This window comes from Thioclava nitratireducens, assembly GCF_001940525.2.
Lineage (GTDB): Bacteria > Pseudomonadota > Alphaproteobacteria > Rhodobacterales > Rhodobacteraceae > Thioclava > Thioclava nitratireducens.
Genome location: NZ_CP019437.1, coordinates 3,869,110 through 3,883,524, shown reverse-complemented (window position 1 = coordinate 3,883,524; position 14,415 = coordinate 3,869,110). Strand labels below are relative to the sequence as shown.

Genomic DNA, 14,415 nt, shown 5'->3' with positions numbered 1-14,415 from the left:
CCTCCCCCGGGATTTTCTATCAAGAAGAAGCGAGCTGTCGCGCGGCGGCGCGTCCGGCATGGCGGCCGGAGGCGAGGCAGGCGGTCAGCAGATAGCCGCCCGTCGGGGCCTCCCAGTCGAGCATTTCGCCTGCGGCGTAGAGGCCGGGCAGGGCGGTCAGTTCCAGATCGTCGGTGAGGCTGTCCCACGCGATGCCGCCCGCGCTGGAGATCGCCTCGGCGATCGGGCGCGGCGCACCGAGAGGCACGGGCAAGGATTTGAGCGTTGTCGCAAGTTGCGTCGGGTCCTTGGGTAGCGGGCGCCCCCATTCCAGAGCGAGCGCGAGTTTCACCGGGTCCAGCTTCGCGCCTTTGCGCAGGCGGTTCGTAAGGCTCTGTTTGGGCGGGATCTTCGCAAGCCGCGCGGCGAGGTCTTCGGCGCTTTGATCCGGGGCGAGATCGAGGCTCAGCGGCGCGCCCTCGCGCAACTCGGCGGAGAGTTCATAGATGCCGCCGCCCTCAAGGCCACGCTCCGAGATCACGAATTCCCCGCGCGTGCGCCGGGTCGGCGTGATCAGCGCGGCCCCTTTCACGGGCTGGCCGAGCTGGTTTGCCATATGCGCTGACCAGTCGATCTCGAACCCCATGTTGGCGGGGGCAAAGGGGGCGATCTTTACGCCTTTCGCGCTCAGCCAAGGCGCCCATGCCGCATCCGAGCCAAGCCGCGGCCAGCTTGCGCCGCCAAGCGCGAGAATCGTGGCATCGGGGCTCAGGCTCTGGCGCCCCTCGGGCGTGTCGAAGATCAGCGCGTCGCCGTCGAAGCCCTGCCAGCGCCAGCGGGTGTGGATCGTGACGCCGAGAGATTCGAGGCGCGCGATCCAGGCGCGCAGCATCGGCGAGGCTTTCATCACTTTCGGGAAGACCCGACCGGTGGAGCCGGTGAACAGCTCGACACCCAGATCGCGGGCGAAACTCTGCGTCGCCTCGGGGCCGAACGCGCGCGTGATCGCGGCGATCTGCGGGTGGGAATAATGGGACAGGAAGACGTCGAGCGGCTCATCCTTGGTCAGGTTCAGCCCGGACTTTCCCGCCATCAGGAATTTGCGCGCGAGCGTCGGCTTGGCCTCTGCCAATGTCACGGCGACACCGGCCCGCGCCAGTTCCTCGGCTGCCATCAGTCCCGCCGGGCCACCACCGATGACGAGCGCGGATTTCGCCGCCGCGCTCACCGCCGGGCCAGCATCGCGAGCCGCATCAGCGCGCGCTCCATCACCGCCATCTGCGGCGCGCGGCTGGCGGAGCGCAGGGTCAGGTCGGTCTCGACCAGTTCCTTCAGCGCGGTCTCCAGCTTGAACATGCCCCAGCTTTGCGCCTGCCGCTGCATCCGGTCGCGGCGCGGGCCGAAGATCGGTGGACGCATCCGGGCGATGCCTGCACCGGGGCCTTGCGGGTCGGAGGCCGCGGCATGCAGCGCGCGGAAATGGCGCATCGCGGCGATGGCGAGCTGCACGGGTTGCACCCCTTGGCTTTCCAGCCGCCGCATAACCGGACCAAGCTCGGGCGCGCGGCCCTCGGCCACGATGGAGAGCACGTCATCGACGCCTGCCTCGACCGAAGACGGCGCGCAGGCAGCCACATCGGCAGGGGCAAGCGGCGTAGTGTCACCGAATTTGTAGAGCGCGATCTTTTCGACGGTCTGGCGGAAATCGCCTGGATCGAGTGCCCGCGACAGCGCCACGAGATCGGTCATCGCGTCGTTCGAGATGTCGCGCAGACCGGCGCGGCGCAGGATATCCTCGATTTCCTCGCGGCTCGGCGGGTCGTCGTAAATCCCTACAGAATAGGCGTTGTTGTGACCCTCGAAAGCTTTGCGCAGCTTCGATTTCGCGGCGAGCGAGCCTGCGGTGATCACGATCTGCGCATCGCCTTCGCGCCATGCGTCGAGCGCGTTTTTCACTGCATCGGCTACCGCGTCGGTCGCGTCTTCGACGAAGGCCACGCGCGGGCCAGGGAAGAAGCCGACCTCCTTGATCGCATCGAGCAGCAGCGAGGGTTGCTTGCGCAGATCGCCGCCCGCGATCCGGCTCAGGCGCATCTCCTCTTCGCCCTTTGCGCCAATCAATGCGGCGATGACTTCCTGACGGCGGAGGGCCACGCGCATCGCATCGCCCCCGAAGATCAGCAGGCCGGTGCGCTCTGGCTCGGGTTTGGCGAAATAGCGGGTCGCTGCTACGCCGGTCAGTTTCATTCCGGAAGGCTCGGTGCTTGGGACAGCAGGCGCGTTACGATCTGATCGGCAAGGATCACCATCAGACGGCGATGCGCGTCTTCCTGCGCGGCCTGTGAGGCGACCACGGTGCCGGTCGCGGACCACGAGGTGAAGGAGGTGACGCGTCCGGTCAGCAGTACGGCGTTATCGGCCGCATCGCGCAGCGTGTAATCCACAGTGCCGTTCAACTGGTAGCGCGTGGTCGCGTTGTCGGGCGAGATGCCCTGACCGACCGCCTCGGTGTCGATCTTGTAATCGAGCCGGTAGCGGGTGGCCTGCGACGGGCCGAGCCGGGCATACAGCTGCTGAACGAGGGCGAAGGCGTCGCGCGTCGTGGGCGCAGCCGGTTCGACCCCTTCGAGCAGTTTCGCAGCCCCGCCCTGAGGCCCGTAGGCCGGGGTGAAGCCGCAGCCCGCGAGCAGGCCAGCGGCCCCCGCGAGCCCCAGAAATCCGCGTCTGTCAGATGACCACATTGACGATCCGCCCCGGCACAACGATCAGCTTCTTGGGCTGGCCACCGGCCAGCGCCTTGACCACAGCTTCGTCGGCCAGAACCAGCTTTTCAACCTCTTCCTTCGGCATGTCCTTGGGCACCGAAATCTCGGCGCGGCGCTTGCCGTTGATCTGGATCGGCAGCGTCACCGAATCCTCGACTAGCAGGGCCGGGTCCGCCTCTGGCCAAGGGGCTGCGATCACGAAGCCTTCGCCGCCCAGCATCGACCAGACCTCTTCGGCGAGGTGCGGGACCATCGGCGCCATCAGCTGCGCCATCAGCTTCATCGCTTCGCGCTTGGTCTCGGCCCCGGCCTTCGATTTCGACATCGTGTTGGTCAGGCCGTAGAGCGTCGCGACCGCCTTGTTGAAGGTGAAGCCCTCGATCGATTTGGTGACCTCGTCGATCGCCTTGTGGGTGGCCTTAAGCAGCGCCGTATCCTCGGCCTCGTTCGCGGGCGCATCCGAATTGGCGATATCGTCGGCAATGCGGTGCACGCGGGCGAGGAATTTCGACGTGGCTTCGGCGCCAGCGGCGGTCCACTCCACGTCCCGCTCGGGCGGGCTGTCGGACATCACGAAGAAGCGGGCGGTATCGGCCCCGAACTCGGCGATGATGTTCATCGGATCGACGACGTTCTTCTTCGATTTCGACATCTTGGCCGAGGGGATGGTCTCGACCGCTTCGCCGGTCGCCTTCAGCTTACCGTCCTCGACCTCTTCGGGGAGGTGGTAGACGGGGCGATTCTTGGCGTCGCGCGTGAGGTAGATCTCGTGCGTCACCATGCCTTGCGTGAACAGCGCATCGAACGGCTCGATCGCTTTCGCTGGCAGGTGGCCGGTCTTGTGCATCGCGCGGGCATAGAAGCGCGAATAGAGCAGGTGAAGAATCGCATGCTCGATGCCGCCGATATATTGGTCGACGTTCATCCAATACTCGGCCTCGGCCGGATCGGTCGGCGTGGCGGCGCCGGGCGAGGTGAAGCGCGCGTAATACCAGCTCGAATCGACGAAGGTATCCATCGTATCGGTCTCGCGCTGACCCGGCCCGCCGCAATTCGGGCAGGTGCAGTCGCGCCAGCTGGGATGACGGTCGAGCGGGTTGCCAGGTATCGAGAAGTCGATCTTCTGGCCGTCCTCGTCGTAAGGCAGCTCGACGGGCAGGTTTTCCTTCTTCTCCGGCACCACACCGCAGGTCTCGCAATGCACGACCGGAATCGGGCAGCCCCAGTAGCGCTGGCGGCTCAGGCCCCAGTCGCGCAGGCGGAACTTGGTCACGCCCTGACCGATGCCGTTTTCCTCGCAGAAGGCGATCGCGGCTGCTACGCCCTCTTCGCCGGTCTGCACTTCGTCGCCCGCGAAGCCGCGGATATAGCGGACTTTTTCCGATTTCAGCGGGACGTATTCGGCGTCGGGATAGTCACCTTCGAGCGGCTCGAAAACGGGCGTGATCGGCAGCTCGTATTTCGTCGCGAATTCGAAGTCGCGCGCGTCATGCGCCGGGCAGCCGAAGATCGCGCCGGTGCCGTAATCCATCAGGATGAAGTTCGCGATATAGACCGGCAGTTCCCAGCTAGTGTCGAGCGGGTGGCGGACCTTGATGCCGGTGTCCATGCCGAGCTTCTCGGCAGTCTCGATGGCTTCTTCTGTTGTGCCGCCCGCGCGGCATTTCGCGACGAATTCCGCGACCTTGGGATCGTGACGCTCCAGATGCTTGGCGAGCGGGTGATCGGGCGAGATCGCCGCAAAGCTAGCACCGCGCAGCGTGTCGGGGCGGGTCGTGTAGACCTCCAGCCGGTCGAAACCTTCCGGCGCATCGACGGTCGAGAAGGCGAATTGCAGGCCGCGCGATTTCCCGATCCAGTTTGCCTGCATCAGGCGCACCTTCTCGGGCCAGTCTTTCAGGTTGTCGAGCGCGTCGAGCAGTTCTTCGGCATAGTCGGAAATCTTGAAGAACCACTGCGTCAGCTCGCGGCGTTCGACCTCGGCGCCAGAGCGCCAGCCCTTGCCATCGATCACCTGTTCATTGGCAAGCACGGTCATGTCGACCGGGTCCCAGTTCACCACCGCGTTCTTGCGATAGACGAGACCGGCCTCGAGCATGTCGATGAACATCGCCTGCTGTTGGCCGTAATAGTCCGGGTCGCAGGTCGCGAATTCGCGCGACCAGTCGATCGAGAGGCCCAGCGGCTTCATCTGATCCTTCATTACGGCGATATTGCCGTAGGTCCAGTCCTTCGGGTGACCGCCATTGTCCATCGCGGCGTTCTCGGCGGGCATCCCGAAAGCATCCCAGCCCATCGGATGCAGCACGGAAAAGCCCTTCGCCATCTTGTAGCGCGCGACGACGTCGCCCATCGTGTAGTTGCGCACATGGCCCATATGGATGCGGCCCGACGGGTAAGGGAACATCTCGAGGACGTAATATTTCGGCTTGGCCGGATCACGGCGCGCGGCGAAGAGATCCGCCTCGTTCCAGGCCTCTTGCCATTTCGTCTCGCTCTGGCTCGGTTCGTAGCGTGCCATGTCGGGCCCCTCATCACGTCGAATTCTGCGCGAGCTTGCTACACTGGCCTTGGGGGCGAGGTCCAGCCGCCGCGCTCATTTGGACAGAAATATCCCCGCCGGAGGCTGGCTCGGGCGGGGATCTGAATGCGTCCTGCGGTCGACTTTCGGGATCAGAGTTGCGAGTCGCGGACCCGCAGCTGACGTGCGCGGGTGAGAATCGCGTTCTCCACGGCGCGCTGCGTATCGGCGGAAACTGCTCCGCCCCGGGTGCGGATCGACACTTTCAGCGAGCGCGCATCGAGCGCCGGATCGGTGACGTAAACAGTGGCTTTGTAGGCGCGACCGCCGCCCGGCGGGGTGCCGTAGCCGGTCACGATGACGCCGGAGAAGGGGTCAACCTCTTGAATCGGCAGGAAGTCGAGCACTTCGAGCGAAGCCTGCCAGAGATACTTGTTCACCTCGACGGTGATGTTCGGATCGCCCTTGCCGCTGAAGAGGTCCCACACGGTGGATTTCTTCTGAACGCGGCGCGAAGGCCCGTCGATTACGGCCTCGTTGGAGCCGGACAGGTGGTCGAGCTGATTGGCATCGCGCTGCGCGGGGGTGCCACCGCTACCCGAGAAGATGTTGCCGCTCGAGATACCCTTGCCGCAGCCTGCGAGCGCGAGGCACAGGCCCAGAATTGCCGTGCGTTTCAAAAGGGTTCTGGAAGTCATGCGAAGCTGTCCCCGTCGGCCTGCGTCATTGGTTGCCTTTTCTCTAGCCCATGGCCCCAAGCCCGACAAGGTTTTTCCCTTTTCGCCCCGGAATTCGCCCGATCGGCCCGCTGCCATTCGCGGGTCTTGTGCCGCTATACACGCACATGAGGGCTATCGCGAGGTGATGGCAAGGAAAGGCTGCAAGGGCGGGCTGACGTTACTGTGACATGTCTGCACCATCAAACACCCTATTCGACCGGGGCGGGCGCTTTGAGTTGCAATAAAAGGGGTGGGGAGAGAAAACACCGTCATACCCAACTTCGGATTCCCCAGGTTGGGGGTTACCTGTAAGACAATGAGGGAAAACGATGAAAAAGGTTCTCTTCGCGACGACCGCGCTCGTGTTCTCGGCTGGCATCGCTGCCGCTGAGGTCTCGGTTGGCGGTGACGGCCGCATGGGTGTCGTGTACAACGGCTCCGACTGGAACTTCTCGAGCCGTATCCGCGTCTCGTTCACCGCTTCGGGCACCACCGACGGTGGCCTCGAGTTCGGCGGCTCCATGCGCGCTGACCAAGCGACTGCTGCCACCAACGGCACCGCTGCTTCGGTCTACATCTCCGGCGCATTCGGCAAGCTCTCGATGGGCGACGTCGTCGGCGCTTCGGAAGCTCTGTTCGGCGACTACTACGAAGTCGGCTACACCGATCTGTCCTCGATGGACGGCTACGGCAACGACATCATGTACCTGACCGGCGATAACGGCGGCAATGTTGGTAAGAACGTCGCGACCATGGCGGCCACGTCGACCGGCAGCGCCACCACCACGTTCTCTGTCGCCAACACCGGCCCGAACCTGCTGTACACCGGCACCTTTGGTGCGTTCTCGGTCGCAGCGTCGATGTCGGACGGCAAAGCTAACTCGACCGATGCGTCTCAAGAGTACGCCATCGCGGGTGCATATACCTTCGGCAACTACACCGTTGGTTTGGGTTACGAGTATCTTGATGGGCGTTTCACCGGAACCTCCACGGATTCTTCCACCACCCCCCCCACTGTCACCGTTGGCACCGTCGACGGCAAAGCTGACATGGTCACTCTCGCCGGTGTCGCTCAGTTCGGCAACACCTCGGTCAAAGCCCACATCGCGCATGCTGGCAAAGATCTCGACATTGATTACTACGGTATCGGTGCTTCGTCGGTCTTCGGTGCGACCACCGTTGGTGGCTACGTGCAGCACGCTAAGTTCAACGGCTCGAACGAAGACGTGACCTGGTACGGTCTCGGCGCTGAGTACGACCTCGGCGGCGGCGCGACCATCAAGGGCGGCGTTGCTGACAACGACCTCACGGGTTCGGACATGGTTGCCGACCTCGGCGTGAAGTTCTCGTTCTAATCCTTCGGGACAGAACGATGGGAAGAGCGGGCCTTGCGCCCGCTCTTTTCTTTTTGGGCCCTTCGGTGTTTCTTGGGCGCGCTGACGAGGGAGGGCCAGATGGGACTGAGTGACATTCAGGCGCGGATCGCGAAAGCGGAAGACGAGGCAGGGCGCGACGCGGGATCGGTGAAGCTGATCGCCGTGTCGAAAGTTCAGCCCGCCGAGCGGGTCGAGGCGGTTCTGCGCGAAGGGCATCGGCTCTTCGGCGAAAACTACGTGCAGGAAGCGCAAGGCAAATGGCCCGCCTGGCGCGAGGAATTTCCCGGCTGCGAAGTCCACATGATCGGGCCGCTGCAGTCGAACAAGGCGAAGCTGGCGGTGGAGCTGTTCGAGGCAATTCACACGCTCGACCGGCCCTCGCTGGGCAAGAAGCTGGCCAATCTGGCGCAGGCGCGCGGGGCGTCTCCCGATCTTTTCATTCAGGTCAATACTGGCGAGGAGCCACAAAAAGCGGGCGTGCTGCCCGATGATGTCGACGCTTTCGTCGCGGACATGCGGGCGAAGGATCTTCCGATCGTCGGGCTGATGTGCATCCCGCCCGAATCCGAAGACCCTGCGCCGCATTTCGCGATGCTGGCCGAGATGGCCGGGCGCAACGGGCTCGACGGTCTCTCGATGGGGATGAGCTCGGATTTCGAGAAAGCGATCGCGGCGGGCGCAACCCATGTGCGCGTGGGTTCGGCAATCTTCGGCGCGCGCGACTATTCCTAAGCTTTGTCCCGGGCGTCGAGCGCCGGGGGCTTTCCGCCCCCGGACCCCCGGAGGATATTTCCTCCAAGCCGAATTGGAATGTCGAGCGGTTCGCCCGGTGCAACATGCCGCGCGATCCAGATCAGGTGGTCCCGGCGGAAGGCGAGGCAGCCTGCGGTAGGGTAGCCCGCGCGGCGGCGCTGATGCAGGAAGATGGCCGAGCCTTTGCCTGCCTGCGCCTGCGGATAGTTCCAATCGGTGACCAGTACGATGTCGTAAAGCGGATCGGCGCGCCGCATCGCCTCATGCGAGGCGGGGTAGGGTGCGCGAACCAATTGGTTATAGGCCGAATCCTCGGAGGCGTCGCACCACAGATCGCGCGGCCCGATCGGTTCGGCCCAGTCTTGAGGCGCGACAATTCGATCCGCGCGGTAGAACATCCGCAGGATGTGCAGCCGCCCCGAGGGGGTCGCGCCGTCGCCCTCCTGCTTGCTGCCGGTGATGCCGCCGCGGCCGATCTCGACCGGGAAACGGCGGCCGCGAAACAGCAGGCCGGTGGGCGTCAGGCGCATCACAGGATATGCCCCGATTTCGCCGCCTTGGTGGCGAGGTAGTTTTCGTTATGGCGGCTCATGCCGACCTTCAGCGGCACGCGCTCGGTCACGTCGATGCCGTTGGCCTCCAGCATCGCGACCTTGGCGGGGTTGTTGGTCAGCAGCCGCACCTGCGAAAACCCGAGCTTGCGCAGCAGCGCCGCGCCGATCCGGAAATCGCGCTCGTCATCCTCGAAGCCGAGGCGGTGGTTCGCCTCCACCGTGTCGAATCCCTGATCTTGCAGCGAATAGGCGCGCATCTTGTTGGCAAGCCCGATCCCGCGCCCCTCCTGATTGAGATAGAGCAGGATGCCCGCGCCCTCATGGCCCATCAGCGTCAGCGCCGCGTCCAGCTGCGGGCCGCAATCGCATTTCAGAGAGCCCAGAACGTCGCCGGTGAAACAGGCCGAATGCAGCCGCGCGAGAACCGGTTTCGAGCGATCGGGGCGACCGATCTCGATCGCGTAATGCTCCTCGGCGCCATTGTCGGGGCGGAAGATATGCAGGCGCCCCGCTTCGGCGGCGCGCATCGGCACGCGCGCGGCAGAGACCGGGGCGAAAGCCTGCGGAATGTCGGCAGCGGCGAGCGCCTCTTCGGCGGTAATGCAGGTCAGATCCGTCGGCGTGGGGTCGGGCGCTGCGACCATCAGCGCTGCGGGCAGAAGCTGGGCGGACTTTGCCAGCCGGATAGCGGCACGGGAGAGATCCGCATCGCCGCCGCGAAGGGCCTTGAGCGGGCCTTTCATCGGCACGCGCAGATCGTCTGCCGGATCGGCGAGCGCGCGCAGCCAGAGCAGATCGGCGTCTGCAGGCACTTCGATCCGGGCGATATCGGCGTCATAGACCCGGGCTTTCAGCGTCTCGGCCCGGCGCGCGGTCAGCACCAGCGTCAACGGCCCCAGCGCGCGCAACGCCGCGAGCCGCTCGGGCGAGAGCGCCTCGACCGCCACCGCGAGGTGATCTGACAGCAAGACGGGCAGCCCCATGCGCAGATCGGCGCGGGCGCGATTCAGTCGTTCAGCCGGGCTCGGCCCGAGGGAATAGGTACCGGTCATGCGCTCTGAGATAGCCTCGACTGTAACAAATTGAAATATCTGCCGGTGATTCGACACGTCAGCGTGAGATAGGTTTCACCACCCTTGCCATCGCTGTGAAAGGGCAACAGCTATTCGTCAAACGCAAATGGAGGCTCAGGACATGGCATCATTGAAGAAGGTCCTTTTGGTTGACGATGACAACGATCTGCGCGAGGCGCTCGCCGAGCAGCTCGTCGCGACCGATGATTTCGAGGTGTTCGAGGCCAGCAATGGTCACGAAGCTGTAGATAAGGCGAAATCGACGCTTTACGACCTCGTCGTTCTGGATGTGGGCCTTCCCGACACCGATGGCCGTGAACTGTGCAAGAAGCTGCGCAAAAGCGGTGTGAAATGCCCGATCGTGATGCTCACCGGGCATGACACCGACGCCGATACGATCCTCGGCCTCGACTCCGGCGCCAACGACTACGTCACCAAGCCTTTCAAGTTCCCGGTGCTTCTGGCCCGTCTGCGCGCCCAGCTTCGCACCCATGAACAGTCCGAAGACGCCGTATTCCAGCTCGGCCCGTATACGTTCAAGCCCGCGATGAAGATGCTGGTCGACGACAAGGACCGCAAGGTGCGTCTGACCGAGAAGGAAACCAATATTCTCAAGTTCCTCTATCGCGCGACCGACGGCGTGGTGCCGCGCGACGTGCTGCTGCACGAGGTCTGGGGCTATAATGCGGGTGTCACCACCCACACGCTCGAGACGCATATCTATCGCCTGCGTCAGAAGATCGAGCCCGATCCCTCGAATGCACGCCTGCTGGTGACGGAATCGGGCGGCTACCGACTGGTGGCCTGAACTGAAGCGTTTCGCGCGGCATGGGCTGCGTGACGCGCGCCAAGGTTGGAAATGAGGAAGGCGGCTCCTGCGGGGGCCGCCTTTTCCTTGTCCGGCGCTTGGGATGCGCGGCTCAGACCGTGGGGTAGATGTCTTCCTCGGCCTCTTCGAGCGAGATACCAAGCGCATTCAGCCCGTCTTCGAGATGATCGGCCAGCATCGGATTGCCCAGCAGGTAATCTTCGGTGGGCGCGGTCGCTTCGGCCTTGGCGGTGGCGATCGCTTCATCGAGTTCCGACGCGTCATAAGTGTCGCGCCCGACCCACATCACCGCAGTCAGACCTGCTTGCTCATCCTCGTTCAGCGCGGCGATGAAGGCACGCAGCTCACGGGCTTGGCCGGAGCCGGGCACGCCCGCGTCGAACTTGCGGGCGCGGATGATGACATGGGCGATTTTGGCGGGGCTGATGGTGAGCATGTATCCCTCCTGAGAGGCTTGAGTTTGCGCCTCCGCCCTCTTTTGCGCAAGCGGCAATAGGTGTCAGTCTTCCTCTTGCACGAGCGCCGGGGCGGAGACTGCGCGCGGATGGCTGTCGACCAGCGCGGGCGTCTCCAGCGTGCCGCCATCGGGCACGACGCCCATCTGTTCGAAGCGGCGGGCGGAAGGCAGCACGCGGCTTTCCAGCGAGCCCACCGCCTTGTTGTAGCTCTCGACCGAGCGGGTCAGCGCCTTGCCGACGGATTCGACATGGCCGCCGAAGGTCTTGATCCGCTCGTAGAGATCCTTGGCGGTCTTCTGCACTTCGATGGCGTTGCGGGCCATCTTCTCCTGCTGCCAGCCATAGGCGATGGCTTTCACCAGCGCCATCAGCGTCGTCGGCGAGGCGATCAGCACCTTGTTCTCGAACGCGTATTCGATAAGGCCCGGATCGGCCTCGGCGGCGGCGGCCACGAAGGTCTCGCCGGGGATGAACATCACGACGAAATCGGGCGTCTCGTGCAGCTGTTCCTGATAGGATTTCGAGGACAGCAGCTTCACATGCTGACGCACCTGCTGCGCGTGGCGGGTGATGGCCGCGTTCTGCAGTTCCGGGGTCTCCGCCTCCAGCGCATCGAGATAAGCCTCGAGCGGGGTCTTGGCGTCGATCACGATGCTCTTGCCGCCGGGGATATGGACGATCGCATCGGGGCGGCGCGCGCCTGCATCGGTCTGGAAATGCTGCTCGAGGTGGAAATCCACGTTCTCGGACATCCCCGCCATCTCGAAGACCTGCCGCAGCTGCATTTCGCCCCACCGCCCCCGCGTCTTCGGCGCCCGCAGCGCCTGCACAAGCTTGCGGGTCTCCTGCCCCAGATGCGCTTGCCCTTGGGCCAGCGTCTTCACCTGCGCATGGATCGCGCCGTAAGCCTCGTTGCGGGCCTTCTCGATCGACTGAATCTGCTCGCCGAACTCGTTGAGCCGGGTGTTGAGCGGCTTCACCAGATGCTCGATCGCGTCGCGGCGGCGGTCGAGTTCCTCCTGCGCGGTCTTCTCATGGGTCTTGAACCGTTCCGAGACGAGCGACAGGAAAGCCTCGGAGTTCTTCTGCAGCACGCCGGAGGCGACCGAGGAGAACCGATCCTCGATCTCCTTCTTCATGCCGCGCAATTCTTCGAGGCGCGCCGCATGTTCGCGCTGCAGGCTCTCATAGGCCTCGGACTTGGCAACGCGCGCCCGGTATTCGTCGTTGAGCGCGTTTCGCGTACGCTCCAGTGTGGCTTCGACCTCGTGCAGACGTTCTGCCGCAGCTTCAGAGGCAGCGAGCGCCTCGCGCAGGTTCTGGGCCTCTTCGCGGTAAGGTTCGGCCTCGGCCAGATCGGCATCCAGTTCCGCCGCGCGCTTGCGCGCAGACAGCCACAGCCCGGCGAAGATCAGCGCGACGACGACTGCGCCGATCAGAGCCTGAACCACGGGATCGTTAAGGTCGAGCGTGAGGGAACCGAGCTGGATCATGTGCGGCCAAACAGTCTTTCAATATCGCTGAGCTTCAGTTCGACATATGTCGGACGCCCATGGTTGCATTGGCCGGAATGGGGGGTGGCCTCCATCTGGCGCAGCAGCGCATTCATCTCGTCGGCGCGCATCTGGCGGCCCGAGCGGATCGAGCCGTGGCACGCCATGCGGCTGAGTACCGCTTCGATCTTGGCCTGCACCAACTGGCTGTCGCCCAGATCGGACAGCTCGTCGAGCACGTCGCGCAGCAGCCCTTCGGCATTGATTTCGCCCAGAACGGCAGGGGTTTCGCGCACCGCAATCGCGCTGCCGCCAAAGGGTTCGATGGTCAGCCCAAGGCGGGAAAGCGCGTCGGCATGTTCCAGGAGCAGCGCGGCGTCGCCTTGGGAAAGCTCCACAATCTCGGGGATCAACAGCGCCTGCGCGGACACGCCGTTCTCGGCCATCTGGCCCTTCAGCCTCTCATAGACCAGCCGCTCATGCGCCGCGTGCTGATCGACGATGACGATGCCCCGCTCGGTCTGGGCGATGATGTAATTCTCATGCACCTGCGCGCGGGCAGCCCCCAAGGGCTTTTCGGTCAGCGCGGGCTCTGCGGGGGCCGGGGCCTCGGCCCGCGCCGAGGGCGCATAGTCGAAGCTGGGCGCAGGGGCCTCTTGGAAGGACGGCTGCGGGTAGGATGCGGGCTGATAGGCCGGATCGGGCAGCGGCGCCTGCGCGGAGTAGGACGACCGCATCGCGCCAAGGCTCGGGCGATCCATCTGGTAAATGCGCGGTGGCTGATCGGCGGTCGGTTCGGGCCGCATCGCGCCGAGCGTCGCATCCGAGACGGTCGAGGACGCCCGATGCCCCGCTTGCGCCAGCGCATGGCGTAGCCCCGTCACGATCAGCCCGCGCACGGTCGCGGCCTCGCGGAAGCGGACCTCGGCCTTTGCGGGGTGGACGTTGACGTCGACGCGCTCGGGCTCGCAGGTCAGGAACAGGCAGGCGGCGGGGTGACGCTCGCGGCTGAGGAAATCCATGTAAGCCGCGCGCAGTGCCCCGGTCAGCTGCTTGTCGCGCACGGGGCGGCCATTGACGAAGAGGAACTGCTCCACCGCCGCGCCGCGCGAATAGGTGGGCAGCGCGGCATAACCGGTCAGACGGATATCTTCGCGCTCAGCGTCGATCTTCACCGCGTTGTCCGAAAAGGCCCGCCCGATCACCCGGGCCAGACGCTCGGACAGCGCGTCGAACAATTCGCCCTGCTCGCCATCGGCGCGGAAAATCTCGCGCGATTTGCCGTTGGACACATCGGTGAGGGTGAAGCTGACATAGGGCTCCGCCATCGCCAGCCGTTTCATCACATCGGCGATCGCCTGCGCCTCGGCCCGGTCGGTGCGCATGAATTTCAGACGTGCGGGCGTGGCGAAGAACAGGTCGCGCAACTCGACCACGGTGCCCCGGTTCAGCGCCGCCGGTTTCACCGGCCCGATCTGGCCGCCCGCCACGCTGATCTGGAAGGCGTCGAGACCATCGACGCGCGAGGTGATCGTCAGCCGTCCGACCGCGCCGAGCGAGGGCAGCGCCTCGCCGCGAAAGCCGAAAGTGTGGATGTTCAGAAGATCCGAGCCGTCGATCTTCGAGGTGGCATGGCGCGAGAGCGCCAGCGGCAGATCCTCGGCGGTCATCCCGCAGCCGTCGTCGGTTACGCGGATCAGCGTCTTGCCGCCATCGCAATATTCCACCGCGACCCGCGAGGCGCCCGCGTCCAGCGCGTTCTCCACCAGCTCCTTCACCGCCGATGCCGGACGTTCGACCACTTCGCCCGCTGCGATGCGGTTTGCCGCAGCGTCATCGAGCTGCCGGATCACGGGACGCTCAGACGCGCCGATATTGCGGTTGTGCTGGTTCAT

At 64.8% G+C, this 14,415-nt stretch carries 13 protein-coding genes; 3 read left to right on the top strand and 10 right to left on the bottom strand.

Annotated features, from left to right (window positions below; genetic code table 11):
- Positions 1 to 19: 19 nt before the first annotated feature.
- From BMG03_RS18630 to BMG03_RS18610, 5 genes are all read right to left on the bottom strand, one after another.
- Complete coding sequence (locus BMG03_RS18630) at positions 20 to 1,207, bottom strand: TIGR03862 family flavoprotein (protein WP_075776803.1); 1,188 nt, start codon at positions 1,205 to 1,207, stop codon at positions 20 to 22.
- On the bottom strand, positions 1,204 to 2,226 hold the full coding sequence (gene holA / locus BMG03_RS18625; protein ID WP_075776804.1) for a DNA polymerase III subunit delta: 1,023 nt from the start codon (positions 2,224 to 2,226) through the stop codon (positions 1,204 to 1,206). Before holA ends, BMG03_RS18630 begins: the two co-directional genes overlap by 4 nt.
- On the bottom strand, positions 2,223 to 2,720 hold the full coding sequence (gene lptE, locus BMG03_RS18620) for an LPS assembly lipoprotein LptE (RefSeq protein ID WP_075776805.1): 498 nt from the start codon (positions 2,718 to 2,720) through the stop codon (positions 2,223 to 2,225). The genes holA and lptE overlap by 4 nt, the downstream gene beginning before the upstream one ends.
- Positions 2,707 to 5,265: a leucine--tRNA ligase gene (gene leuS, locus BMG03_RS18615; protein WP_075776806.1), complete on the bottom strand. Its 2,559-nt coding sequence runs from the start codon at positions 5,263 to 5,265 to the stop codon at positions 2,707 to 2,709. Before leuS ends, lptE begins: the two co-directional genes overlap by 14 nt.
- A gap of 152 nt (positions 5,266 to 5,417) precedes the next feature.
- A complete protein-coding gene (locus tag BMG03_RS18610) occupies positions 5,418 to 5,963 on the bottom strand; it encodes a DUF3576 domain-containing protein (protein WP_075776807.1) in 546 nt (181 codons plus the stop codon).
- A 350-nt stretch (positions 5,964 to 6,313) separates the two neighbouring features.
- Here BMG03_RS18610 and BMG03_RS18605 point away from each other — a divergent pair, with 350 nt between their 5' ends.
- Together BMG03_RS18605 and BMG03_RS18600 are read left to right on the top strand one after the other, a co-directional pair.
- Positions 6,314 to 7,339: a porin gene (locus BMG03_RS18605; RefSeq protein ID WP_075776808.1), complete on the top strand. Its 1,026-nt coding sequence runs from the start codon at positions 6,314 to 6,316 to the stop codon at positions 7,337 to 7,339.
- Between the two features lie 99 nt (positions 7,340 to 7,438).
- Positions 7,439 to 8,092, top strand: a complete 654-nt coding sequence (locus BMG03_RS18600) for a YggS family pyridoxal phosphate-dependent enzyme (RefSeq protein ID WP_075776809.1) — start codon at positions 7,439 to 7,441, stop codon at positions 8,090 to 8,092.
- Here BMG03_RS18600 and BMG03_RS18595 read toward each other — a convergent pair.
- On the bottom strand, positions 8,089 to 8,643 hold the full coding sequence (locus BMG03_RS18595) for a L,D-transpeptidase family protein (protein WP_075776810.1): 555 nt from the start codon (positions 8,641 to 8,643) through the stop codon (positions 8,089 to 8,091). The genes BMG03_RS18600 and BMG03_RS18595 overlap by 4 nt on opposite strands.
- Positions 8,643 to 9,719, bottom strand: a complete 1,077-nt coding sequence (ribA, locus tag BMG03_RS18590) for a GTP cyclohydrolase II (RefSeq protein WP_075776811.1) — start codon at positions 9,717 to 9,719, stop codon at positions 8,643 to 8,645. The genes BMG03_RS18595 and ribA overlap by 1 nt, the downstream gene beginning before the upstream one ends.
- Positions 9,720 to 9,861: 142 nt before the next feature.
- Here ribA and BMG03_RS18585 point away from each other — a divergent pair, with 142 nt between their 5' ends.
- The gene (locus tag BMG03_RS18585) at positions 9,862 to 10,548 is read left to right on the top strand and encodes a response regulator transcription factor (protein WP_075776812.1); all 687 of its coding nucleotides are present in this window, start codon (positions 9,862 to 9,864) and stop codon (positions 10,546 to 10,548) included.
- A gap of 112 nt (positions 10,549 to 10,660) precedes the next feature.
- On the opposite strand, the gene BMG03_RS18580 is transcribed toward BMG03_RS18585, so the two are convergent.
- The 3 genes from BMG03_RS18580 to mutL form a co-directional block, all read right to left on the bottom strand.
- Positions 10,661 to 11,005, bottom strand: a complete 345-nt coding sequence (locus tag BMG03_RS18580; protein ID WP_075776813.1) for a DUF3775 domain-containing protein — start codon at positions 11,003 to 11,005, stop codon at positions 10,661 to 10,663.
- A gap of 63 nt (positions 11,006 to 11,068) precedes the next feature.
- Positions 11,069 to 12,520 (bottom strand): DNA recombination protein RmuC, encoded by a 1,452-nt coding sequence (locus BMG03_RS18575; protein WP_077701341.1) that lies wholly within the window; start codon positions 12,518 to 12,520, stop codon positions 11,069 to 11,071.
- Complete coding sequence (gene mutL / locus BMG03_RS18570; protein WP_075776814.1) at positions 12,517 to 14,415, bottom strand: DNA mismatch repair endonuclease MutL; 1,899 nt, start codon at positions 14,413 to 14,415, stop codon at positions 12,517 to 12,519. Before mutL ends, BMG03_RS18575 begins: the two co-directional genes overlap by 4 nt.

Excerpts from the sequence above, each read along its gene's own strand:
- BMG03_RS18575 (WP_077701341.1), bottom strand. The coding sequence starts at position 12,520 with ATGATCCAGCTCGGTTCCCTCACGCTCGACCTTAACGATCCCGTGGTT.
- BMG03_RS18580 (WP_075776813.1), bottom strand. The coding sequence starts at position 11,005 with ATGCTCACCATCAGCCCCGCCAAAATCGCCCATGTCATCATCCGCGCC.
- holA (WP_075776804.1), bottom strand. The coding sequence starts at position 2,226 with ATGAAACTGACCGGCGTAGCAGCGACCCGCTATTTCGCCAAACCCGAG.
- mutL (WP_075776814.1), bottom strand. The coding sequence starts at position 14,415 with ATGAACCAGCACAACCGCAATATCGGCGCGTCTGAGCGTCCCGTGATC.
- BMG03_RS18610 (WP_075776807.1), bottom strand. The coding sequence starts at position 5,963 with ATGACTTCCAGAACCCTTTTGAAACGCACGGCAATTCTGGGCCTGTGC.
- BMG03_RS18585 (WP_075776812.1), top strand. The coding sequence starts at position 9,862 with ATGGCATCATTGAAGAAGGTCCTTTTGGTTGACGATGACAACGATCTG.
- BMG03_RS18595 (WP_075776810.1), bottom strand. The coding sequence starts at position 8,643 with ATGCGCCTGACGCCCACCGGCCTGCTGTTTCGCGGCCGCCGTTTCCCG.
- lptE (WP_075776805.1), bottom strand. The coding sequence starts at position 2,720 with ATGTGGTCATCTGACAGACGCGGATTTCTGGGGCTCGCGGGGGCCGCT.
- BMG03_RS18605 (WP_075776808.1), top strand. The coding sequence starts at position 6,314 with ATGAAAAAGGTTCTCTTCGCGACGACCGCGCTCGTGTTCTCGGCTGGC.
- ribA (WP_075776811.1), bottom strand. The coding sequence starts at position 9,719 with ATGACCGGTACCTATTCCCTCGGGCCGAGCCCGGCTGAACGACTGAAT.
- leuS (WP_075776806.1), bottom strand. The coding sequence starts at position 5,265 with ATGGCACGCTACGAACCGAGCCAGAGCGAGACGAAATGGCAAGAGGCC.
- BMG03_RS18600 (WP_075776809.1), top strand. The coding sequence starts at position 7,439 with ATGGGACTGAGTGACATTCAGGCGCGGATCGCGAAAGCGGAAGACGAG.